General features: G+C 62.0%; 20 protein-coding genes and 1 riboswitch. Of the genes, 16 read left to right on the forward strand and 4 right to left on the reverse strand.

Annotation, left to right across the window (positions count from 1 at the left end; all coding sequences use genetic code 11):
- The first annotated feature begins 7 nt into the window (after nt 1-7).
- Nucleotides 8-871 (forward strand): RNA polymerase factor sigma-32, encoded by an 864-nt coding sequence (locus GR198_RS16240; protein ID WP_012759432.1) that lies wholly within the window; start codon nt 8-10, stop codon nt 869-871.
- A 112-nt stretch (nt 872-983) separates the two neighbouring features.
- Here GR198_RS16240 and GR198_RS16245 read toward each other — a convergent pair whose 3' ends face one another.
- Both GR198_RS16245 and GR198_RS16250 read right to left on the reverse strand, forming a co-directional pair.
- A complete protein-coding gene (locus GR198_RS16245) occupies nt 984-2528 on the reverse strand; it encodes a M48 family metalloprotease (RefSeq protein ID WP_029870834.1) in 1545 nt (514 codons plus the stop codon).
- Nucleotides 2529-2919: 391 nt separating this feature from the next.
- On the reverse strand, nt 2920-4458 hold the full coding sequence (locus GR198_RS16250) for an MDR family MFS transporter (RefSeq protein ID WP_029870835.1): 1539 nt from the start codon (nt 4456-4458) through the stop codon (nt 2920-2922).
- 116 nt (nt 4459-4574) lie between these two features.
- Here GR198_RS16250 and GR198_RS16255 point away from each other — a divergent pair, with 116 nt between their 5' ends.
- From GR198_RS16255 to GR198_RS16270, 4 genes are all read left to right on the forward strand, one after another.
- Entirely contained in the window at nt 4575-5102 is a 528-nt protein-coding gene (locus GR198_RS16255; protein ID WP_026158935.1) for a MarR family winged helix-turn-helix transcriptional regulator, read from the forward strand.
- A gap of 57 nt (nt 5103-5159) precedes the next feature.
- Nucleotides 5160-5816: a thiamine diphosphokinase gene (locus tag GR198_RS16260; RefSeq protein WP_029870836.1), complete on the forward strand. Its 657-nt coding sequence runs from the start codon at nt 5160-5162 to the stop codon at nt 5814-5816.
- Nucleotides 5817-5819: 3 nt separating this feature from the next.
- On the forward strand, nt 5820-7637 hold the full coding sequence (locus tag GR198_RS16265; RefSeq protein ID WP_029870837.1) for an ABC-F family ATP-binding cassette domain-containing protein: 1818 nt from the start codon (nt 5820-5822) through the stop codon (nt 7635-7637).
- A gap of 120 nt (nt 7638-7757) precedes the next feature.
- Complete coding sequence (locus tag GR198_RS16270; protein WP_029870838.1) at nt 7758-8384, forward strand: hypothetical protein; 627 nt, start codon at nt 7758-7760, stop codon at nt 8382-8384.
- Nucleotides 8385-8455: 71 nt separating this feature from the next.
- Here GR198_RS16270 and GR198_RS16275 read toward each other — a convergent pair whose 3' ends face one another.
- On the reverse strand, nt 8456-10345 hold the full coding sequence (locus tag GR198_RS16275; RefSeq protein WP_172643794.1) for an ABC transporter ATP-binding protein/permease: 1890 nt from the start codon (nt 10343-10345) through the stop codon (nt 8456-8458).
- Between the two features lie 114 nt (nt 10346-10459).
- Nucleotides 10460-10537: riboswitch (SAM riboswitch) on the forward strand.
- 48 nt (nt 10538-10585) lie between these two features.
- Between GR198_RS16275 and metA the strand changes: the two genes are divergently transcribed.
- The 6 genes from metA to GR198_RS16305 all read left to right on the forward strand — a co-directional run bounded on the left by metA (nt 10586) and on the right by GR198_RS16305 (nt 16725).
- A complete protein-coding gene (gene metA / locus GR198_RS16280; protein ID WP_029870840.1) occupies nt 10586-11509 on the forward strand; it encodes a homoserine O-acetyltransferase MetA in 924 nt (307 codons plus the stop codon).
- Between the two features lie 226 nt (nt 11510-11735).
- Entirely contained in the window at nt 11736-12758 is a 1023-nt protein-coding gene (locus GR198_RS16285) for an aldose epimerase family protein (RefSeq protein ID WP_029870841.1), read from the forward strand.
- 164 nt (nt 12759-12922) lie between these two features.
- Nucleotides 12923-13696: a GntR family transcriptional regulator gene (locus GR198_RS16290; protein ID WP_003543751.1), complete on the forward strand. Its 774-nt coding sequence runs from the start codon at nt 12923-12925 to the stop codon at nt 13694-13696.
- On the forward strand, nt 13693-14724 hold the full coding sequence (locus GR198_RS16295) for an SIS domain-containing protein (RefSeq protein WP_027668523.1): 1032 nt from the start codon (nt 13693-13695) through the stop codon (nt 14722-14724). Before GR198_RS16290 ends, GR198_RS16295 begins: the two co-directional genes overlap by 4 nt.
- Nucleotides 14724-15875, forward strand: coding sequence for an N-acetylglucosamine-6-phosphate deacetylase (gene nagA / locus GR198_RS16300; protein WP_029870842.1), 1152 nt, complete (start codon nt 14724-14726; stop codon nt 15873-15875). Before GR198_RS16295 ends, nagA begins: the two co-directional genes overlap by 1 nt.
- A 121-nt stretch (nt 15876-15996) precedes the next feature.
- The gene (locus tag GR198_RS16305; protein WP_029870843.1) at nt 15997-16725 is read left to right on the forward strand and encodes an SIS domain-containing protein; all 729 of its coding nucleotides are present in this window, start codon (nt 15997-15999) and stop codon (nt 16723-16725) included.
- 120 nt (nt 16726-16845) lie between these two features.
- On the opposite strand, the gene efp is transcribed toward GR198_RS16305, so the two are convergent.
- Nucleotides 16846-17415 carry an elongation factor P gene (efp, locus tag GR198_RS16310; RefSeq protein ID WP_012759420.1) on the reverse strand — a complete coding sequence of 190 codons (570 nt, stop codon included), beginning with the start codon at nt 17413-17415 and terminating at the stop codon, nt 16846-16848.
- A 148-nt stretch (nt 17416-17563) separates the two neighbouring features.
- Between efp and epmA the strand changes: the two genes are divergently transcribed.
- The 5 genes from epmA to GR198_RS16335 all read left to right on the forward strand — a co-directional run bounded on the left by epmA (nt 17564) and on the right by GR198_RS16335 (nt 22285).
- On the forward strand, nt 17564-18625 hold the full coding sequence (epmA, locus tag GR198_RS16315) for an EF-P lysine aminoacylase EpmA (RefSeq protein ID WP_029870844.1): 1062 nt from the start codon (nt 17564-17566) through the stop codon (nt 18623-18625).
- Entirely contained in the window at nt 18622-19674 is a 1053-nt protein-coding gene (locus GR198_RS16320) for a lysine-2,3-aminomutase-like protein (protein ID WP_029870845.1), read from the forward strand. Before epmA ends, GR198_RS16320 begins: the two co-directional genes overlap by 4 nt.
- A 264-nt stretch (nt 19675-19938) precedes the next feature.
- The gene (locus GR198_RS16325) at nt 19939-20190 is read left to right on the forward strand and encodes an acyl carrier protein (RefSeq protein WP_003543737.1); all 252 of its coding nucleotides are present in this window, start codon (nt 19939-19941) and stop codon (nt 20188-20190) included.
- The gene (locus tag GR198_RS16330) at nt 20190-21371 is read left to right on the forward strand and encodes an acyl-CoA dehydrogenase family protein (protein WP_029870846.1); all 1182 of its coding nucleotides are present in this window, start codon (nt 20190-20192) and stop codon (nt 21369-21371) included. The genes GR198_RS16325 and GR198_RS16330 overlap by 1 nt, the downstream gene beginning before the upstream one ends.
- Nucleotides 21372-21376: 5 nt before the next feature.
- Complete coding sequence (locus tag GR198_RS16335; RefSeq protein WP_029870847.1) at nt 21377-22285, forward strand: amino acid--[acyl-carrier-protein] ligase; 909 nt, start codon at nt 21377-21379, stop codon at nt 22283-22285.
- The last annotated feature ends 1 nt before the right edge of the window (nt 22286 follow it).

Genomic DNA, 22286 nt, shown 5'->3' on the forward strand with positions numbered 1-22286 from the left:
GATCGAAATGAAGAACATGTCTGCAGATCGGCGCATGATCAAAATCGCGATGGCCGCGCCTTATCTCGCTCGTCAGGAAGAGCACGATCTCGCCACCCGCTGGAAGGATCACGACGACCGCGGCGCGCGCAACCAGATCGCCATGGCCCATATGCGCCTTGTCATATCCATGGCGGGCAAGTTCCGCAATTTCGGCCTGCCGATGAGCGATCTGGTGCAGGAGGGCTATGTCGGTCTGCTCGAGGCCGCCGCCCGCTTCGAGCCGGAACGCGACGTGCGTTTTTCCACCTATGCAAGCTGGTGGATCAGGGCGTCGATCCAGGATTATATCCTGCGCAACTGGTCGATCGTGCGCGGCGGCACGAGTTCGGCGCAAAAAGCGCTGTTCTTCAATCTGCGCCGTTTGCGCGCCAAGCTCGCCAAGGGCGACACGCAGCTGACGCTGCAATCCATTCACCAGGAAATCGCCGCGGCCCTCGGCGTCAGCCTCTCGGATGTGCAGACGATGGATGCCAGGCTTTCCGGCAACGACGCCTCGCTGCAGGCGCCTTCGGTCTCCGGCGATGCCGAGAGCGCGGAGAAGATGGACTTCCTCGTCAGCGACGATCCCCTGCCGGACGAGCAGGTGTCCAACATGATCGACGGCGAGCGCCGCCGCGTCTGGCTCGCCTCGGCGCTGAAACATCTCAACGAACGCGAGATGAAGATCATCAGCGCCCGGCGACTGGCGGAAGATGGTGCCACGCTCGAAGAGCTCGGTGCCGATCTCGGCATTTCCAAGGAGCGCGTGCGTCAGATCGAAAGCCGGGCGATGGAGAAACTTCGCAGCGCGCTCGTCAGCGCCGATCCGCATATGGCGGCCTACGCCTGAACCGAAAGCGCGTCGCGCTTTCGGTCATTGTCGCAAAACCGCCGCACAGTTTTGCGCCAGATGTTTATCCCCTCCAGCAGCACAGACTGGCCCGGCGCAAGCCGGGCCTTTTTTATTCGGCGATGATCTTGACGCGATCGCCTGTTGCAACGGCTGCACCCGTGGGCAGGGCGTTGATGAGCTTGAAGAGATCGAGCTTGCGGTCTGTGCCCATCATGCGGGCGGCGAGTGTCGAGATGTTCTCGCCCGGCCGAACGGTGACGACGCGGATGCGCAGCGGCTTCAGCGAGGCGGCCTCTGCCGGCGTCATGCGCCGGAAACTCGCGCGCAGCACATTCGCCGTTGGCTCAAGGGCGCCGCTGCCTTTCGGCACGGCGGTCAGGAAACGGAAGATCTGCGAATTGTTGCGGATCACGGTCACATCGAAATCCCAGCGGTCGGCGCTGGCGCGCGCGGTGGCTGCTTCCATGCCGTTGATGGTGATCGGCTGGATGGTCGACGGGTCGAGGCCGGTCACCCAGCCGCTGGAGATATAGTTGGTGAGGCTCTGGTTCTGATTGTCGGCGACGCCGTCAAAGCGGACGGCAATGTCGTTCGGGCCGGTGGCCATCACCGCTTCGACCTTGTTGTCGATGTGGAAATCCGGCGGCACGTCGAAGCGGATGCCGAGACCGCCATGCAGGAAGGTCTGGCCGCGCACATAGCCCTCTTCCGGGCTGTCGCCGTAGAGCAGTCCGTCTATGCCGTCGAGATAATAATTGCGACCCTTGTCGCCGACCGAGCCTTCCTGGCCGAAGGCGCGGGCGTGGGTGCGGGCAAGTTCGATGCGCTGGGCCGAATTCGGATGGCTCGACAGGAAGTCGAGGCTCTGGTCGGCTTCGGGATCAACCGACATGAAGCGACTGTAGGCGGCCATCGAATCGAGGAACCGGGCGGCGGCATATGGGTCGTAGCCGGCTTCGCCGAGCATGCGCACGCCGATGACATCGGCCTGCAGCTCCTGCTGGCGGGAGAAGGCGGCGAGCCGCAGCTTGCCGCGGGCAAGCGCCTGCTTGCCGGCGATGTCGCTGGAGAGGACCTCGGCGACGACGCGGCTGGCGATGACCTCAGCCTCTTCGCGCTTCTGACGCTCGATGCCGTGGTTTGCCGTCACATGGCCCATTTCGTGCGACAACACGGCGGCGACTTCCGAGGCGTCGTTGGCAAGGGCGAGCAGGCCGCGGGTAACGTAGAGATAACCGCCCGGCAGCGCGAAGGCGTTGATCGCCGGCGAATTCAGAATGGTGATGCGGTAGGACTGGCTCGGATTTTCCGACACCGCCGTCAGCGCGCCGGCGATGCGGGCGACGAGGCGCTCGGTTTTGGCGTCCTTGTATTCGCCGCCATAGCTAGCCACGATGCGCGGATGCTCACGGGCGCCCATCGCCGCGCGCGGATCGTTCTTCTGCACCTCGTCGACGATCTGCGGATTGGAAGAAGGCGAAACACTGGGCTGATAGGATTGGTCGATCAGCGATTGACAGCCATTCAGCGCCATTGCGAGGGTCGAAAGCAGCATCATGCGACGCGCGAAGCGCCGCGGCGCGGAGATGGCATCACTGGAAAGCGCGGGGGATTTCCACGTCGTCAAGCTGTCCAGTCTGTTTCTCCGCATCATGTCGCTGTTTTGCCGGTTTGCCGCAGATTCGGACCGACCGTGGCAAGGGGAACTCAACAGGTGCGCACCCCTGATCTCGCGCTGCACAATCGGCCGATACAAGTCGTTGCTGTAGCTGATTTACGCATCGGTTGCATAGCGAGACTCTGTTTAAATGTGGCGCCGTTGCATTTTAGCAAGCCTCAGGCATTAAGGCTTCCTTTCGCTCGGATGAAATTATGGCGAAAGTTCCGTCACAAAGCCGAGATTCGTCGACGGCGCGGAAAAAGAACGGCCCGATTGAAGCAACCGGCTCGATAGCGACAGTCCTACGAGAAAATTGCAACCCTTGATATAGGCATCGAGAGGGAACGCCTCCTGATGAAGCATTCTCTCGCAGGTAACGATTCGACTATTCGGCGGCTTCTGCCGTCGCCGGTTGCGGCTTCGTCGTCTCGCCGGCGCGGGGCAGCTGCACGGGTTTCAGCATGATGGCGGCAGCAAGGCCGATCAGCGCAATGGCGCAGGAAGTCATGAAGAGCGGCGAGAAAGCGGCGGCATAGGTATCGGCGACGGCCTGGCGGCTCGCTTCGGGAAGTGCGGCCATCATTTTCGGCGTCAGCTGCTTGATATCGGCGACGCCGGGAATGGAGACGCCGACCTTGCCGAGCTCAGAGGCGATGATGGCGCCGTAGATGGAAATGGCGATCGAGGCGCCGCCCATGCGCGACAGCGTCACCGAGCCGGTGGCGGCGCCGACGTCGCGAGCGGGTGCCGCATTCTGCACGCCGATGACGGGAACCTGCTGGGCAAGGCCGATGCCGATGCCGTGCAGCATCATGACCGCGCCGATGAAGGCGATCGGCGTTCCGGCGTGGATCTGCGACATCAGCGCAAAGGCGATGGCGCTGCAGGTGAGGCTTGCGATGGCGAAGGGCTTGTAGCGCCCCGTCTTCGAGATGATGCGGCCTGCGGAAAGCGACCCGCAGACGAGGCCGCCGGTCAGAAGGATGAAGAGCAGGCCGGCGGCAGACGGCGAAAGGCCGGTCGTGGTCTGCAGGAAGAGGGCGAGATAATTGACCATGCCGATGGCGATGGCGCCGCCCATGATCGAGATCACCAGGAGCAGGCTGAAGGTCGAATTGCGAAACAGCTGCAGGGGAACGATCGGTTCGGGCGCGCGGCGCTCGACGAACACCCAGGTGACGGCGCAGACGACGCCGAAGATGACGATGCCGATGCTCTCAGGCGAAATCAATGCACCGAACAGTTCACTGCTGTCGGTGGCAAGCACGATGCTTGTCGTCGTCATGGCAAGCAGAAGCGCTCCGGCATAATCGATCTTGGGGCGGCGATGCGGTTTGCGGTACGGCAGCATGAAGGCAAGGCCGGTGAGCACGATGAAACCGATCGGCACGTTGACGAGAAAGATCGAGCGCCAGCCGAAGAGATCGCTCATCGTACCGCCGAGCACCGGGCCGATCGCGCCCGATGCCATCAGCACGAGGCTGGAATAGCTTTGGTAGCGCGCCCGCTCGCGCGGCTCGAACAGGTCGGCGTTGACGGCGAAGATCGATACCATGATGCCGCCGCCGCCAAGGCCCTGCAGCACACGGGCGGCGATCAGCGTATTCATCGAGACCGCAAGGCCGCAGACCGCTGAGCCGACAGTGAAGATCATGATCGCCGTCATCATCACGTATTTGCGGCCGAACAGGTCGCCGAGCTTGCCGTAGACCGGCATGACGGCGCTCAGCGACAGGAGATAGGCCGAGCCGATCCAGCCGAAGCGCTCGAGATGGCCGAATTCGCCGACGATCGTCGGCAGCGCCGTGGAGACGATCTGATTATCAAGCGTCGCCATGAACATGGCGGTCATCAGGAAGAAGAAGAGGATAAGCCGGCGACGAGGATCCGTCACGAGCGGCGCAGGCGCGAGTTGCATGTCCATGGGAGGCATCGTTCCGGGTTGACGCACTTTTATGTGCTAACAGCATATAGTTGTCAATGGCACATTAATGACATCGGCATATTCAATTTTTGAATCGGCTCTGTTATGGTCCTGTGATGAGCGACGTCCTGACCAAGACCCCTTCTGCGGAGCCGGCCGAGCCGGATCGTGAAAACGTGCCGCGTATCGGCCGGAGCATGGCGCGCATGCGGCTGATGACCGGGCGGCGGCTGATCGGCCGGCTGGCGATCCAGAGTGCTGCACCGGGCCTTGAGCTTTCGCATCTCGACGTGCTCGATGCCGTGCGCAGGGCGCAGCCTGCCGGCGAGGTCACGGTCGGCATGATCGCGGAGATGCTGCGCATCGATCCGTCACGGGCAAGCCGGGTGGTGGCCGACATGGTCGGGCGTAACGTGCTGCGCCGCGAGGCCTCGCAGGCCGATGCGCGGCGGATCGTCGTCGTCATGACCGAGGTCGGCCAGGATCTGCTTGCCGAGATCGTCGCGCAGAAGCTTGCGATCATTTCCGAGATCGTTTCCGACTGGCCACAGGAGGATGTCGAGCGCTTCGCAGCGCTTTTCGAGCGCTTCATCGGCGGCTACGAGGCGGTTTTCCTGTCGCGCGACAAGGATACGCCGGGCTGAGGCAGACGCCGGCGTTCGCCGGCCCTTCCCCTCGACCCCTCGTTTGCGCTAAGGGCAATGCCCATGAGCCAATCCACCTTCACCATTCTCCTTGGCGGCGAACTCAGCCTGACGGAGCGCCTGCGCGATGCCATCGAAGACAGCCGCTTTATTGCGGCCGATGGCGGCATGCGGCATGCGGCAGCACTCGGTATTACGCCGGAGCTCTGGGTCGGCGATTTCGATTCGACGCCTGATGATCTCGCGGATGCATTTCCCGATGTGCCGAAACAGCCTTATCCGGCAGCGAAGGCGGCGACGGACGGTGAAATCGCAGTTGCGGAAGCAATCGCGCGGGGTGCGCGGCGGCTGATCCTGGCCGGCGCGCTCGGCGGCGAACGTTCCGACCATGCGCTTCAACATCTGCTATCGGCCGTCAGCTTGGCGGAAGAGGGTTTTGACGTACTGCTGACCTCCGGCAAGGAAGAGGCGGTGCCGCTGGTTGCTGGTACGATCGAACTGGACCTTCCCAAAGGCAGCCTGTTTTCCGTGCCCGGATTCAGCGAGCTGAGAGGGCTTACCATCGAGAATGCGCGTTATCCGCTGGCAGATTTCCATCTGCCTTTCGGCTCGTCGCGCACCATTTCCAATGTTGCGGAAGGCAAGATTCGCTTTTCGCTCCGCAGCGGCCGGGCAATCGTGCTCGCCCGGCCCTATGATCTTTCCGGAGTCTGATTTTTGGCCCCTCCCATTCTGAAACTCGACGACATCTTCCTGAGCTTTGGCGGCGCACCGCTTCTGGCGGGTGCTGGCCTGCAGATCGAGCCCGGTGACAAAATCTGTCTCGTCGGGCGCAACGGGTCGGGAAAATCGACGCTGCTGAAGATTGCTGCCGGCCTGGTCGAGGTGCAGTCCGGCGAGGTCTTCCGCCATCCGTCCTCGACGGTGCGTTATCTCGAACAGGCGCCGGATTTTGCCGGATTCAACACGGTGCAGGCCTATGCCGAGGCGGGCCTCGGGCCGGGCGATGACCCCTATCGCGTCACCTATCTGCTGTCGCATCTCGGTCTGAGCGGCGATGAAGACCCCAGAATGCTGTCCGGTGGCGAATCGCGGCGCGCAGCCCTTGCCCGGGTTATGGCGCCGGAGCCGGACATTCTTCTGCTCGACGAACCGACCAACCATCTCGACCTGCCGACCATCGAATGGCTGGAAGGCGAGCTGCAAAAGACGCGCAGCGCCTTGGTGCTGATCTCGCACGACCGGCGTTTCCTCGAAAGAGTCTCGACGGCAACCGTCTGGCTCGACCGCGGCACCTCGCGCCGGCTCGACAGAGGTTTTGCGCATTTCGAAGCCTGGCGCGATCAGGTGCTGGAGGCCGAGGAGTTGGAGCAGCACAAGCTCGGCAAGTCGATCGAGCGCGAGGAGCACTGGCTGCGCTACGGCGTCACGGCGCGGCGCAAGCGTAACATGCGCCGTCTTGGCGAGCTGCAGACGATGCGCTCGAACTATCGCGGCCACAAGGGGCCGCAGGGCACGGTGCAGGCGACGGTTTCTGACGCGCAGGAATCCGGCAAGCTGGTGATCGAGGCCGACAAGATCACCAAGAGCTTCGGCGAGCGGGCAATCGTCACGCCGTTTTCGATCCGCGTGCATCGCGGCGACTGCATTGGTCTGGTCGGGCCGAACGGCGCCGGCAAGACGACGCTGCTGAAGATGCTGACCGGGCAGCTTTCACCCGATAGCGGCATCGTCAAGCTCGGTACCAATCTTGAGATTGCGACGCTCGACCAGAAACGCGAGGATCTTGATCCCGAGGATACGCTTGCCAACTATCTCACGGATGGGCGCGGCGAAAACCTGCTGGTCAACGGCGAGCAGCGCCATGTCACCGGCTACATGAAGGAATTTCTGTTCCAGCCGGAACAGGCGCGTACGCCGATCAGAAACCTCTCCGGCGGCGAACGCGCCCGGCTGATGCTGGCGCGCATCCTTTCGCGTCCGACGAACCTCTTGATCCTCGACGAGCCGACCAACGATCTCGATATCGAAACGCTCGATCTCCTGCAGGAGATTGTCGCCGGCTTTCCCGGCACCGTCATTCTCGTCAGCCACGACCGCGATTTCCTCGACCGCACCGTGACCTCGACGATCGCACCGGCCGTGCCGGATGCGCCTGATGGTCGCTGGATCGAATATGCCGGCGGCTACTCGGACATGCTTGTACAGCGCAAGGGCGCGCTCGAGGAGCGTAAGAGGGCCGAGAAGGCGGCGGAGAAGCCGAAGACCCAGCAAGCAACAGCTTCAGGCAGCGCGAAGGTCAAGCTCTCCTTCAAGCAGAAATTCGCACTGGAAAACCTGCCAAAGGAAATGGCGAAGGCCGAAGCCGAAATCGCCAAGCGCGAACAGGTGATGGCAGATCCCAATCTTTTCACGCGCGATCCCGCAGCCTTCAACCGGCTTGCCGGCGAGATGGAAAAACTGCGCGCCAGCCTGACTGACATGGAAGAGGAGTGGCTGGAGCTCGAAATGCTGCGGGAAGAGCTGGAAGGCTGAGATTTTCTCAGACCTGAAGGCTCACTTTTCCTTGATTCGTCAGTGTGTCGTCCTGCGGCATAAGGTGCCGTCCGGCAGCCGGGGATATTGCCGATCGCAATGGCGACAAGGAAAAGTCATATGTCTCGCAAGCCTCATTCCCGTTTCACAGCACTTACTGCCGGCAGCCTCGTCGCGCTTGCCTTGTCGCAAGCCGTACAGGCGCAGGATGCCCAGCGCATTCGTGTTCGCGGCGCAATCGAAAGCCTCAGTGGCGATACGCTGGTCGTCAAGACGCGCGAGGGCAGCGATGCGACGGTCGCGCTGAAAGCCGGCTGGAAGGTCGGCGGCATCAAAAAAGCTTCCGTCGAGGATATCAAACCCGGCGATTTCGTTGGCGTCGCTTCGCTTCCGAAGGGCACGGGCCCGGACGGGGCGATCGAGGTGCTGATCTTTCCGGCGTCGATGAAGGGAACCGGTGAGGGCAACCGTCCCTGGGATGCGCAGCCGAACAGCCAGATGACCAACGCGACTGTCAGCAACGCCGTCAAGTCCGTCGACGGCCACACGATCACGCTGACCTATCAGGGCAAGGAAAAGACCATCACGATTGCCGATGGCACGCCGATCGTGACGTTGGCGCCTGCGACCAAGGATGATATGAAGGCCGGTGCCGGCGTCGTCGTCACCGGCGAGAAGGCGGCGGATGGCAGCATCTCGGCCAGCCAGATCGCCGTCGGCCTCAACGGCGTCATACCGCCGATGTGACCAGCGGCTCAAATCCTCGTCTTATGCATGCCGACATCCCAAAACCGCTCCACACTTTTGGACGGCATGCATTAAAGCGCGGGCGCGGGCACGGCGGCAGCGCCCGCACTGGCGCTGGCGCCGGTCTGGACGGCAGGCGGCTCCTCGGATGCTGACGGCAGCGCCTGCAGATGCAGCACGCGCGGCCTCAGCGCCTCGAGATAGGCCTCGGAGCGGCCGATATAGATCATGCCGCTTTCGGGCATCGAGGTGAGAAGTTTGGCCATTGTTTCCTGCAATTCCGGCTCCATGCCTTCCAGCACTTCGTCGAAGATGATCCAGCGCGGGCGCACGAGAAGCAGCCGGGCAAATCCGATCGCCTTCTGCTGGTCGCTGTCGAGCAGCTTGTCCCAGCGGGCGCGGGTTTCGAGCCTTGCGATCAGCGAATGCAGACCAACCTTGTCGAGGGCCGCCTCGACGTCGGCTTTCTCGTAGGCTTCGGGACGTTCGGGAAAGGCCAGCGCCTCGCGCAGCGTGCCGCCGGGAACATAGGCAACCTGCGGCACGAAGAGCATATCGTCGATTGGCGGCAGGCCTATCGTGCCGCTGCCGCACGGCCAGAGGCCGGCCATCGCCTGGAAGAGCAGCTTGCGATTGACGCTGTGATCGCCGTTGATCATGATCTTTTCGCCGGCCTTGATCACGACATCGGTTTCACGCAGACGGAAACCGCCGCATTCCTCGATGTCTTCACCGATCTTGGCGACGATCACCACGTCCTTCAGCGTCAGCGTGCCGGGCGCGGCGTTTTCATAGGCGATGCTGTCCTTCAGGTCGAAGTCCTCTTCCATCTCGACCAGCGCCTGGCGGAAATCGGTGACGCGCATCAGCGTGGCGCGCCATTCGGCGATCGGGCCGAAATTGGACACATACCAGCGCAGCGCCGTGTTGACCTGGTTGAAGGCGCCGACGGACATCATCAGCTGGCCGAGGGTGAGACCGCCGGAGAAATAGGCGGGAGCGGCAACGATGATCGGAATGACGATCACCAGCCAGCCATAGCCGGCCGAAACCCAGGTGAGATTGGTATTGGCCATGGCAAGCCGCTTGACGACTGTCAGGACCGAGCTGATATCGGTGTTGATACGCCGACGCTCGTTCTCCTCGCCGCGGGCAACGGTAATTGCCGGCATGTTCTCATTGGCATGCATCAGCGTGAAGCGAAGTTCGGCCTCTTTCGAAAAACGGTCGGCATTGAGCTTCACCAGCTTGCGGCCGACGACCTGGCTCAGCACCGAGGCGGAAGCGGCATAGAAAATCGCCGCCCAGACCATGTAGCCCGGAATGGAGAAGCTGTGGCCGCTGATGCGGAAGATGAAGCCGCTCGAAAGCTCCCAGAGCACGCCGATGAAGCTCACCAGGAGAATGGTCGACTGCAGCAGGCCGAGAACCAGTCCTGTCGTGCTTTCGGCGAGGTTGCGGGAATCCTCGTGCAGGCGCTGGTCCGGATTGACGCCGATCAGGCCGCTGGAGGCAAGCCGCAGCGCCCGCTTGCGCTTCAGCCACTGGTCAACCAGATCGCGCGACAAGCCTTCGCGCATATAGAGCGCGGTCATCTGGTTCAGCCAGGCCTGCAGCACGTTGAGCAGCAGCAGCGTGCCGGCGATCATCGCGAAGATTTCGAGCTGGTGGAAGAATTCGCCGAGGTCGCGGCGCTCCAGCGAGTCGTAGAAAGGAGCATTCCACTCGTTCAAAATCACCTGGCCGTAGGATGTCGCCAGGATGACGAGGATCAGCACGGTCGCCAGAAACAGCACCTTGCCACGCACTTCCGAATTCCAGAATGCTGAGAACATGACGCCGAGGCGATATGTCAGGCTTAAATCATACCCTACCCTATCCTGCCTTCCGATGCCCAGCCTCCTCTCGATCTTATCTGCCATTACGCTTTTCCAAATCGCCCATGCCCCTATAAATAACATGGTGGCGTTACCGGTCTATCAACAGATTCTATCAGTCATTAAAGTGTGATGATGCTTGCATGAGTTTCTCCTGCATGTATTCGCCAGTTGATTCGCAATCAGACTGGGTCTAATTAAGGCCTCCGTGGTGATTTGGCCGGCCGGCTTGCAGCCACGTTAAAAAAGTCGCTAAAGGGCCGCGTGCGGACCGGTAGCGATTTTTGTCGCCGCCGGTTTTTTGTTTTTGATCGAGTGACCGCAATGCCCATCAAGATCCCCGATACGCTGCCCGCCTTCGAAACCCTCGTTCAGGAGGGTGTGCGGGTGATGACCGAGACGTTGGCGATCCGTCAGGATATCCGACCGTTGCAGATCGGGCTGCTCAACCTCATGCCGAACAAGATCAAGACCGAGCTGCAGATGGCCCGTCTCGTCGGCGCCTCGCCGCTGCAGGTGGAGCTGTCGCTTGTCCGTATCGGCGGCCACAAGGCGAAGAATACGTCTGAGGATCATCTGCTTGCCTTCTACCAGACTTGGGAAGAGGTAAAGCACCGCAAGTTCGACGGTTTCATCATCACCGGGGCGCCGATCGAGCTTTTGCCCTATGAGGACGTCACCTATTGGCCGGAGATGCAGGAGATTCTCGACTGGACGGAAACGAATGTCCATTCGACGATGAACGTCTGCTGGGGCGCGATGGCGGCGGTCTATCATTTTCACGGCGTTCCGAAATACGAGCTGAAAGAGAAGGCCTTCGGCGTCTACCGCCACCGGAATCTGAAGCCTTCCTCGATCTATCTCAACGGCTTTTCCGACAATTTCGAGGTGCCGGTGTCGCGCTGGACCGAAGTGCGCCGCGCCGATATCGAGACATCCGAAAGCCTGGAGATCCTGATGGAGTCCAGCGAAATGGGCGTCTGCCTCGTGCACGAGAAGAGAGGCCGGCGGCTCTACATGTTCAACCATGTCGAATATGATTCCACCTCGCTTTCCGACGAGTATTTCCGCGACGTCAATGCCGGCGTGCCGATCAAGATGCCGCACAATTACTTCCCGCATAACGATCCGGCGCTTGCGCCGCAGAACCGCTGGCGCAGCCATGCGCATCTCTTGTTCGGCAACTGGATCAACGAAATCTACCAGACGACGCCCTTTGATGTGGAAGAGATCGGCACCGATCTCTGACCGTTGCCGATCGCGCCGGGAGCCGATGCCGCCGCACCACTGCTGCGGCTTTTCTTTCTGATCCGCCGGTTGCGGATCGAAGCAAATCCGGGCAGGTTCCTGTCCTGAAGCCTACCACACCGCGCGTCTTCGTCGGACGTGCAATGCACACTTTCAATCGCTGCACATTCCTCAAATCGATTCCGAATTGAGGAATTTTCAGCAGGGACAGAATGGACGGTCGATCATGTCGGATAAGTTGGAGCGGGACGTTTTCGGGCAGACGCAGGCGGGCGAGACCGTCTATCGCGTCGTGATCAAGGGCGGCGGGCTGACGGCCAAGATCATCAGCTGGGGCGCGGTCATCCAGGATCTGCGTCTCGAGGGACATGATGCGCCGCTGCAGCTCGGCTTCGACGATTTCGACAACTATCTGCTTTATTCGTCCTACTTCGGCGCGACGCCCGGCCGCTGCGCCAACCGCGTCGGCGGCGGCAGGTTCACGCTTGACGGCAAGGACTATCAGCTCGAGCCGAATGAAAACGGCGTCACGCATCTGCATGGCGGCAGCGACAATATCGCCAAACGCAATTGGACGATCGTCGAGCATGACGTCGACCGCGTGGTGCTGAAGATCGTCGATCCCGATGGCCGCGCCGGCTATCCCGGCAATTGCACCATCCAGGCGACGTTCTGGGTGCATGGCAATGGTGAACTGTCGATCACCTACGAATCGACCAGCGACCAGCCGACGCTCGCCAATGTCTGCCAGCACGCCTATTTCAACCTCGACGGCCGCGAAGATGCACTTGGCCATGACATCATGATTGCAGCCGATCACTATCTGCCGACCGATGAGAAGCAGGTGCCGACCGGTGAGATCCGTCCCGTCGAGGGCACGGAATTCGATTTCCGCGAGATGGCGCCGATGAGGCGTTTCGTCGGAAGCCAACAAGCGTTTTACGACCATAATTTCTGCCTGTCGGGCGAGCGTACCGCCAAGCGGAGCGTCGCGCTTGCCCGCAGCCTGTATTCCGGTGTGTCGCTGGAAGTGCGTAGCACGGAGCCAGGCGTGCAGTTCTATGCCGGCTTCAAGCTCGATGTCGCGGTGCCCGGCATCGGCGGGCGCAAATACGGCCCATTCGCCGGCTTCTGCCTGGAGACGCAGATCTGGCCGGATGCCATCAATCACCAAGGTTTTCCGAATGCGGTCCTGCGCCCCGGCGAAGTGCTGCGCCAGGAAACGGATTATATCTTCACCAAGAACTGAGCATCCTCCAGCGCCGCGCGTTTTCTAAACGCGCGGCGCTGTCGACGCACGGCTGTCAAATTTGAGCGCTATGAAACCCTTGCCGGTCCGTCGGCGAGGGTTTTTTCGTTCCGCGCTCGATTCTGCCTTGCCGATTGGTTCTATATAGGTTCTATTGTGTGCCCATGGATAGAACCAGTCTGATAGCGGAACTGAACAGCCGCGGCCTGCGTGACGAGGCGCTGACCGGGCCGCTCTACAAGCGGCTGGCGCAGACGCTGACCGGCCTCATTCAGGAAGGGCTGCTGAAGCCCGGCACCGCGCTGCCGGGCGAGCGCGACCTTGCCGAGGCTCTGAAGCTCGGCCGTGTCACCGTGCGCACCGCCTATCGCGATCTGATGGCATCCGGCGCACTGGAATCGCGCCACGGAAGCGGTACTTTCGTATCGAGCCGGGTGGAACGCATGGAACAGTCGCTGTGGCGGCTTTCCTCCTTCTCTGCCGACATGCGTTCGCGCGGGCGTCTGCCGGCCGCACGGATATTGTCGCGGGCGGTCAACACGCCGTCGCCGGAGGAATCCTTCCTACTCGGTCTCGGCGGCGACGAGCCGGTGCTGAGACTCGACCGCTTGCGCCTTGCCGACGGCCTGCCGCTGGCGATCGAACGCGCCGTGGTGCCTATCAAGTTCCTGGGGCACGATGCCGGCGGCGAGGGATCGCTCTATGATGCGCTGACGGCCAGCGGCCACAGGCCCGTGCGCGCGCTGCAGCGGCTGACGGCGGTCACGCTCGACCCGTCCTCAGCCGCGATCCTGAACGTCAAATCAGGCGCGCCGGCGCTCCTGATCGAACGTGTGTCGCGCCTGGAAGACCAACGCGTCGTCGAATACACCCGCTCGCATTATCGCGGCGATGCCTATGATTTCGTTGCCGAATTGAGAATCGGAGATGACCTATGAATGACAACCAGTCACTGATGCTGCAGGAAGCCGGCCAATCGCCCGAGGTGGTGGCCACGCTGCTCGAAAAGGAAAAACCGGTCTTTGCCGAGATCGCCCGGCTGTTTTCGTCCGCCCGCCCGAGCGTGGTGACGACGGCGGCGCGCGGCTCCTCGGACCACGCCGCCACCTTTTTCAAATATCTGTTCGAGATCACCTGTGGCGTGCCGGTCGCCTCGGTCGGCCCGTCGATCGCTTCGGTCTATGGCGCGGCGCTGCATCTGAAGGGCGGTGTCCATTTCACCGTCTCGCAGTCGGGTGCCAGCCCCGACATCGTCGCGCTGCAGGACGCAGCGAAGAAGGGCGGAGCGACGACAATCGCCGTCGTCAACGTCACCGACAGCCCGCTTGCGAAACAGGCCGATATCGTTCTCGGCCTCAATGCCGGTGCCGAAAAGAGTGTCGCTGCGACAAAATCCTTCATCGCCTCGGTCGCAGCCCTTTCCGGGGTAACGGCTGCGATCGGCGGCGCGCCCGATCTGCAGGCCGCGCTCGGCAAGCTGCCGGAGGCGCTTTCGGCAACTGCCGGCATCGACACGGCGGCAGCCGAGGAAGTGCTCTTCAACGCGACCTCGCTCTATACCGCCGGCCGCGGCCCGGCTTTTGCGATCGCGCTCGAAGCGGCGTTGAAGGCCAAGGAGACCTCCGGCCTGCATGCCGAGGCCTTCTCGCTGGCGGAACTGATGCATGGTCCGATGCGCCTGGTGCAGCCGGGCTTCCCGATCGTCGCCTTTGCGCCTGACGACGCGGCCTTCGCCAACAATGTGCAGGCGCTGGAACGCCTGCAGAAACTCGGCGCCACCACCGTCGGCTTCTCGACGCAGCCGCTTTCTGGCGTCCATCTGCGCGTACCGACGACGGGCAACGGCCTCGTCGATCCGCTGGTGTCGCTGCTTGTCTATTACCGGCTGATCGAGTCGGTGACGCGCCGCAAGGGCTTCGATCCCGACAAGCCGGCAAACCTGCTCAAGGTGACGGAGACGGTCTGATGGCCCGAAAGATCTTCCTCGGCGCCCGCATTTTCGACGGCGAGCGCTTCCATGACGACAAGGCCCTCATCGTTGCCGGCGGCCGCGTCGAAGCGATCGCTGCCAGAAATGATCTGCCGGACGGCGAAGTGGTGACGCTTGCCGGCGGCGTTCTGTCGGCCGGTTTCATCGATGCGCAGGTCAATGGCGGTGCCGGGCGGATGCTGAACGACGAGCCTTCCGTTGCCTCGATGGACATTATCGCTGGCGGGCACCGACCCTATGGCACGACGTCGCTGCTGCCGACGCTGATCACCGATACATCAGAGGCCTCCATTGCCGCCATCGAGGCGGCCAAGGAGGCGGTGAAAATGAACCGCGGCGTCGCCGGCCTGCATCTCGAAGGCCCGCATCTGGCGCCTGCGCGCAAGGGCGCGCATCTGGCCGAACTGATGCGGCCGGTGGAGGGCCGCGATGTCAAGGCCTTCATCCGGGCGCGCGAGGCGATCGGCACGCTGCTCGTCACCATGGCCGCCGAGCAGGTGACGGTTGCCCAGGTGCGCGAGCTTGCGGAAGCCGGCGTCACCGTCAGCATCGGCCATTCCGATTGTTCGAGCGAGGCGGCAGAAGAACGTTTCGATGCCGGCGCGCGGGGCGTCACGCATCTCTTCAATGCCATGAGCCAGTTGGGACACCGGGCGCCCGGTCTCGTCGGCGCGGCGATCGATCATCCCTCGACCTGGTGCGGCATTATTGCCGACGGCCATCATGTCGATCCGAAGGCCCTGCGCACGGCGCTGCGCGCCAAACGCGGCGAAGGCAAGCTGTTTTTCGTCACCGACGCGATGTCGCTCGTCGGGTCGGAGAAGGATTCGTTCACGCTGAACGGGCGCACCGTCCGGCGCGAAAGGGGCGGCTTCTGCTCGAAGCTGGTGTTGTCCGACGGTACGCTGGCCGGTTCCGATGTCGACATGATCTCGACGATCCGTTACGGCGTCACCTATCTCGACCTGACGCTCGCCGAGGCTTTGCGTATGGCGACCCTTTATCCGGCCCGGTTCCTCCGGCTTGGCGATCGCGGCCATCTCTCGCCGGGCGCGCGTGCCGATCTCGTGCATCTCACCGATGCGCTTGCCGTCACCGCCACCTGGCTCAGCGGCGAAGCGGCCTGAACGCTAAGGCGCGTCGCGATCTTTCAGATTCGCTCTTCGCGCTTTAGATCTTTGTTTTTACGCATGTCGTTATCGCAAAACCGCGGCACACTTTTGCGCGACATGCTCTAGGAGAAGTGGGATGACCGACATTACCGATGCCTATTTCTCAAACCTTATCGGTCGGCTGGAAGAACTGAAGCAGACGCTTGCCCAGCCGATGGCGCAGGCAGCAGCCGTCATCCTCGATGCTGCCCGCGGCGACAAGCGCGTCTATGTCTTCGGCACCGGCCATTCGCATATGCTGGCGGAAGAGGTGCACTATCGTGCCGGCGGGCTCGCCTTCACCGTGCCGGTACTCGTCGGCTCGGCCATGCTGCATGAGGGCGCGGTCATCAGTTCGGTCTATGAGCGCACGCAGGGCCTGGTGCGGCCGATGCTGGAGCGTTACGGCATGCAGCCGGGCGATGTCATCATCATCGCCTCCAATTCGGGCGTGAACGCCGCGCCGATCGAGGCCGCCGACTATGCGCGCGAAATCGGCGCAAAGGTGATTGCCATCACGTCGATCGCCTACTCCTCAGCGATCGCCAATGGCCGCCGGCGGCTCGCCGACGTGGCCGATGTGGTGCTCGACAACGGGCTGCCACCGGGTGACGCCGTTATCGATCTCGAAGGCACGGGGCTTCGGGTTGGGCCAGTCTCGACGGCGGTCGGGGTGACGGTGATCAATGCGATCTTCGCCGAAGTCGCCTCGGAGCTTTCCAAATCCGGCGATGCTCCAATTTATCTCAGCGCCAACATGCCGGGTGCTGCCGAGATCAACCAGAAGCTCGTCAAGAAATACCGGCCGCGCAACCCGCATCTCTAAAGCATGTCGCGCAAAAGTGTGTGCGGTTTTCGGACGACATCATGCTCTGACTATTTAGTTGAGACGCGGATACAAAAAAGGCCGGCGTGAGCCGGCCTCTTCGATAGGCTGAAACCAGGATCAGTCCTTGGCGCGTTCGACGTAGGAATTGTCTTCCGTGGCGATGACGACGCGGGTGCCGGCATTGATGTGCGGCGGCACCATGGCGCGCACGCCGTTCGACAAAATCGCCGGCTTGTAGGAGGACGATGCCGTCTGGCCCTTGACGACCGGTTCCGTCTCCATGATTTCGAGCGTGACGTGGCGCGGCAGTTGGAGCGCCAGCGCAATACCTTCATGCATCGAGAGGATGCAGGACATGCCTTCCTGCAGATAAGCCTTGTCGTCACCCATCGTGGCGACATCGACGACGACCTGATCGTAGCTCGCCGGGTTCATGAAGTGGAAGCCTTCGCCGTCTTCATAGAGAAACTGGAAGGAGACGTCTTCGACGAAGGCGCGCTCGACCTGTTCGGTGGTGCGCCAACGCTCGGAAACCTTCACGCCGTCGACGATGCGGCGCATGTCGACCTGGGTGACCGGCGTGCCCTTGCCCGGATGAAAGTTCTGGGCGGTGAGAACGACGTAGAGTTTGCCGTCGACATCGAGAACGTTGCCCTTGCGGACCGAAGAGGCGATGACCTTGACCATAAGACTTCCTTGTAACTCGGCTTTCGGCGTCGTAGATGACTGCCGAGACGCTCCGAAGACGCAAATGTTTTTCTTTGGGGCGCAACTAACCTAAAATCCGGGAAATAGCCACCCCCCATACCGGCCTCTCCGGCGAAGAAAGCTTGGAATGAACTCTTCGGCGAAAGCGTCCCCCTGGTGGACCCCGTCCGTGCATGCCGACCGCCGTCCGTTCCTGATCGGACGCAATGCGATCCAGGCGGCGTTGCGCGGGTTTTTCGCGCGCGAGGATTTCATCGAGGTGGATACGGCGGTGCTGCAGGTCTCTCCCGGCAACGAGGCGCATCTGCATGCCTTCGCGACGGAAGCGCTGACGACGGATGGGCAAAAGGCACCGTTCTACCTGCACACCTCGCCGGAATTCGCCTGCAAGAAGCTGCTTGCGGCGGGCGAGGAGCGCATCTCGTGTTTTGCCCATGTCTATCGCAACCGCGAGCGCGGGCCGCTGCATCATCCCGAATTCACCATGCTCGAATGGTATCGGGCCGGCGAAAGCTACGAGAGCCTGATGATGGATTGCGTGCGGATCCTGGCGCTGGCGACTGAGACGGTGAAGACCGGGAAGCTTGCTTATCGCGGCGCCGAGAGCGATCCCTTCGCCGGGCCGGAGCGAATCAGCGTTGCCGAAGCGTTCGAGCGTCATGCCGGCATCGATCTTCTCGCCTCGGTCGCCGCCGACGGTTCGACCGATCGCGACCATCTGGCCGCCGAGATGAAGCGCGTCGGCATGCGTGTTGCCGATGACGACGGCTGGGCCGATCTCTTCAGCCGGGTGCTGGTCGAAAAGATCGAGCCGCATCTCGGTTTCGGCCGCATCACCATCCTCGACGAATATCCGGTCTCGGAGGCAGCCCTTGCCCGTCCCTCGGCACGCGACCCTAGAGTTGCCGAGCGTTTCGAGCTCTATGCCTGCGGCGTCGAGCTTGCGAATGGCTTCGGCGAACTCACCAACGCTGCCGAACAGCGGCGACGGTTCGAGATCGAGATGGCCGAGAAGGCGCGGGTCTACGGCGAGACCTATCCGATCGACGAGGATTTCCTCGCCGCGCTGTCGCTGATGCCCGAGGCAAGCGGTATCGCGCTTGGCTTCGACCGGCTGGTGATGCTGGCGACGGGAGCATCGCGCATCGACCAGGTGCTCTGGGCGCCGGTGGCGGAGGTTGGAAGATGAATGTCGTCAAACCGATCAAGAGCGTCGACGATCTTGTGAAGGCGGGGCTGGTCGCGCCTGCCGATCGCGAAGCGCTCGAGGAGGTGGCGGCGCGTTACGCGGTTGCGCTGACGCCTGCGATCAGCAGGCTCATTGATCGAGCCGATCCCGATGATCCGATCGCTCGGCAATTCGTGCCCGATGCAGCCGAACTTACGATCGCCCCGGAAGAACGCGCCGATCCGATCGGCGATCATGCCCACAGCCCCGTCGAAGGCATCGTTCACCGCTATCCCGATCGTGTGTTGCTCAAAGCCGTGCATGTCTGCCCAGTCTATTGCCGCTTCTGCTTCCGGCGCGAAATGGTGGGGCCGCAGGGCCTCGGCACGCTCGATGCGGCGGCGATGCAGGCCGCTTTCGATTATATCCGCGGTCATGAGGAGATCTGGGAGGTCATCCTCACCGGCGGCGATCCGCTGGTGCTTTCGCCGCGCCGGCTCCGCGAGATCATGGAAGCGCTTGCCGGCATTGCACATGTGAAGATCATCAGGTTCCACACGCGTGTTCCGGTCGTCGACCCCGAGAAGATCGATGCGGCGCTGATCGCCGCGCTGAAGGCGAGCGGCAAGACGGTGTATGTGGCGCTGCACGCCAATCATGTCAGCGAACTGACGCCGGAAGCGCGGGCGGCCTGCGGCCGCCTCGTCGATGCCGGCATCGCCATGGTCAGCCAGTCGGTGCTGCTCAAGGGTGTCAACGACGATCCCGACGTGCTGGCGAAGCTGATGAAGGCCTTCGTCGAAATCCGCGTCAAACCCTATTACCTCCATCATCCGGATCTGGCGCCCGGCACCAGTCATTTCAGAGTGACGATCGAGGAGGGGCAGGAGATCGTCGCGGCGCTGCGCGGGCGGATTTCCGGTCTCTGCCAGCCGGCCTATATCCTCGATATCCCAGGCGGTCACGGCAAGGCGGTCGTCAGTGGGAGCGCGATCCGGGCGACAGGCGACGGATGTTATTCCGTCACCGATTATCGCGGCAACGAGCATTCTTATCCGCCGGCCGATTGAGACAAAACGCGGCGTTTTGCGTGTCATTTCTGTACTCTCCACGGCACAAACCAGAGTGTGTCGCAGTATCGAAATTACCTTAAGTCATTGATATAAGGTGGTTGTTTACGACGGTGCGGGAATGATCGCTAAAATCCTAACTGTGAGCCTCAGTCATATTTAACTCAATAAATTAGCGGAATGTTCTGTTTTCCGCACTAAAAGAACGCTCATGACAAGGCGATGAACGCCGGTTCGGGATCATGAGAATCTTGGAGTGATGGGATGAATAAGGCAATCCGCGACCTCGTAGCCAAATTCGGCAAGCTTCCTGGGTCGATCGACCAGGTCGCCGACGACGCCGATCTTTATGCGGCAGGTTTGACGTCCTTTGCTTCTGTGCAGTTGATGCTTGGCCTTGAAGAGGCCTTCGACATCGAATTTCCCGACAATCTCCTGAACCGCAAATCCTTCGCGAGCATCTCGGCGATCGCCAGGACCGTCGATCTCATCCGGGACAGCCGGAAGGTCGCCTGATGAATTTCCCCGTCAAGATCATGCAGGACGGTCTTGTCACAAGGGTGACCCGTGTCGCCGAAATCGCGGCGAAATACGCGGATACCGTTGATGCCGAAGCCCGCTTCCCTCGGGAAGCCGTCGATGCGATGAAGGCCGAAAGGCTGCTCGGCATCCAGGTGCCGCGCCATCTCGGCGGCGAATCCGCCTCGATCACCGAGATCGCCGAATTGTGCTCGATGCTCGGCCAGGCCTGCGCCGCAAGCGCCATGGTCTTCGCCATGCACCACATCAAGCTGTCGAGCCTCGTTGAACATGGCGTCGACAGCGAATGGCATCGCGGTTTCATGCGCCGCATCGCCGCCGAACAGCAGCTAATCGCATCCGCCACCACTGAAGGCGGTATCGGCGGAAATCTGCGCAACAGCATCTGCGCGGTCGAGGTCGATGGCGACACGTGCCGCCTCGAAAAGGATGCGACTGTCATTTCCTATGGCTCGCACGCCGACGCCATCCTTATCACCTCGCGTGCCCACGCGCAGGCGGCTTCCTCCGATCAGGTGCTGACGGCCTTCCTCAAGGACCAGTACACGCTCGAGAAAACGCATGTCTGGAATACGCTCGGCATGCGCGGCACTTGCTCCGACGGCTTCCTGTTCAAGGGCGAAGCGCCGGCTTGCCAGATCCTGCCGAAGCCTTTCGCGGAGATCGCGGCGCAGTCCATGCTTGCCTCCTCGCACCTCTTATGGAGCGGCGTCTGGTACGGCATCGCCGTCGACGCCGTTGTGCGCGCCCAGGCTTTCGTGCGTGCCGCAGCCCGCAAGGCGCCGGATGCCCAGCCGCCGGGTGCCCTGCGCCTCGCCGAGGTTTCGAACCTGCTGCAGATGGTGAAATCCAACGTGGTTGCCGGCCTCAAGGCCTATGAGGATGCCAAGGCCGATGCCGACCGGCTGTCTTCGATGGGATTTGCGGTGGCAATGAACAACGTCAAGATCGCCTCGTCCGAGATGATCCTGGAAATCGTCAACCATGCCATGCTGATCTGCGGCATCATGGGCTACAAGAACGGCACGCCCTTCAGCCTCGGACGCCATCTGCGCGACGCGCATTCCGCACAGCTCATGATTTCGAATGACCGCATCCTCGGCAACACGTCGAGCATGCTTCTTGTCCATAAGCAGGACACTAGCCTACTGGGGTGACAGTCATGGATATGCAGACCTCGTTTCTGGACCGGCTTTTCGAATCCGGTCTGCTGATCGATACCGGCATCGACGGGCTCTACGGCCGCAGCGGCCAGTTCGAAGACGTGATCGCTGCCTTCGAGCGCCTGATCGACACGTTCGGCGGCGCCGATGGTGCCGAAGCCATGCGCTTTCCGCCCGGCATGAACCGCGCCTTCTTCGAGAAGAGCGGCTACATGAAGAGCTTTCCGCAGCTCGCCGGCACGGTGCACAGCTTCTGCGGCAGCGAGCTCGATCATGTCAGCCTGCTGCAATGCATGGAAGTCGGCGAAGACTGGACCAAGGGGCAGGAGGCGACCGACATCGTGCTGACGCCGGCTGCCTGCTATCCGCTTTATCCGACGATCGCCAAGCGCGGCAACCTGCCGAAGACCGGCGGCCTCTTCGACCTGCAATCCTATTGCTTCCGCCATGAGCCGTCGAAAGATCCTGCCCGCCAGCAGCTGTTCCGCATGCGCGAATATGTCTGCATGGGCACAGAGCTGCACGTCACCGATTTCCGCCAGCGCTGGATGGATCGCGGCGTCGAGATGATGAAGGCCGTCGGCCTCGAGGTGACGATCGACGTTGCCAATGATCCGTTCTTCGGCCGCGCCGGCAAGATGCTCGCCAATAATCAGCGCGACCAGAACCTGAAGTTCGAGCTTCTGATCCCGATCACCTCGGCTGCCAATCTGACCGCCTGCATGAGCTTCAACTACCATCAGGATGCCTTCGGCACGAAGTGGGGTCTCAATCTCGAAGACGGCAGTGTCGCGCACACCGCTTGCGTCGGCTTCGGACTGGAGCGCATCGCCCTTGCCCTCTTCCATCATCACGGGCTTGATGTGAAGCAATGGCCGGCCAGCGTACGGAAAGCGCTGTGGGGCTGAG

Source organism: Rhizobium leguminosarum, assembly GCF_010668065.1.
GTDB lineage: Bacteria > Pseudomonadota > Alphaproteobacteria > Rhizobiales > Rhizobiaceae > Rhizobium > Rhizobium leguminosarum_S.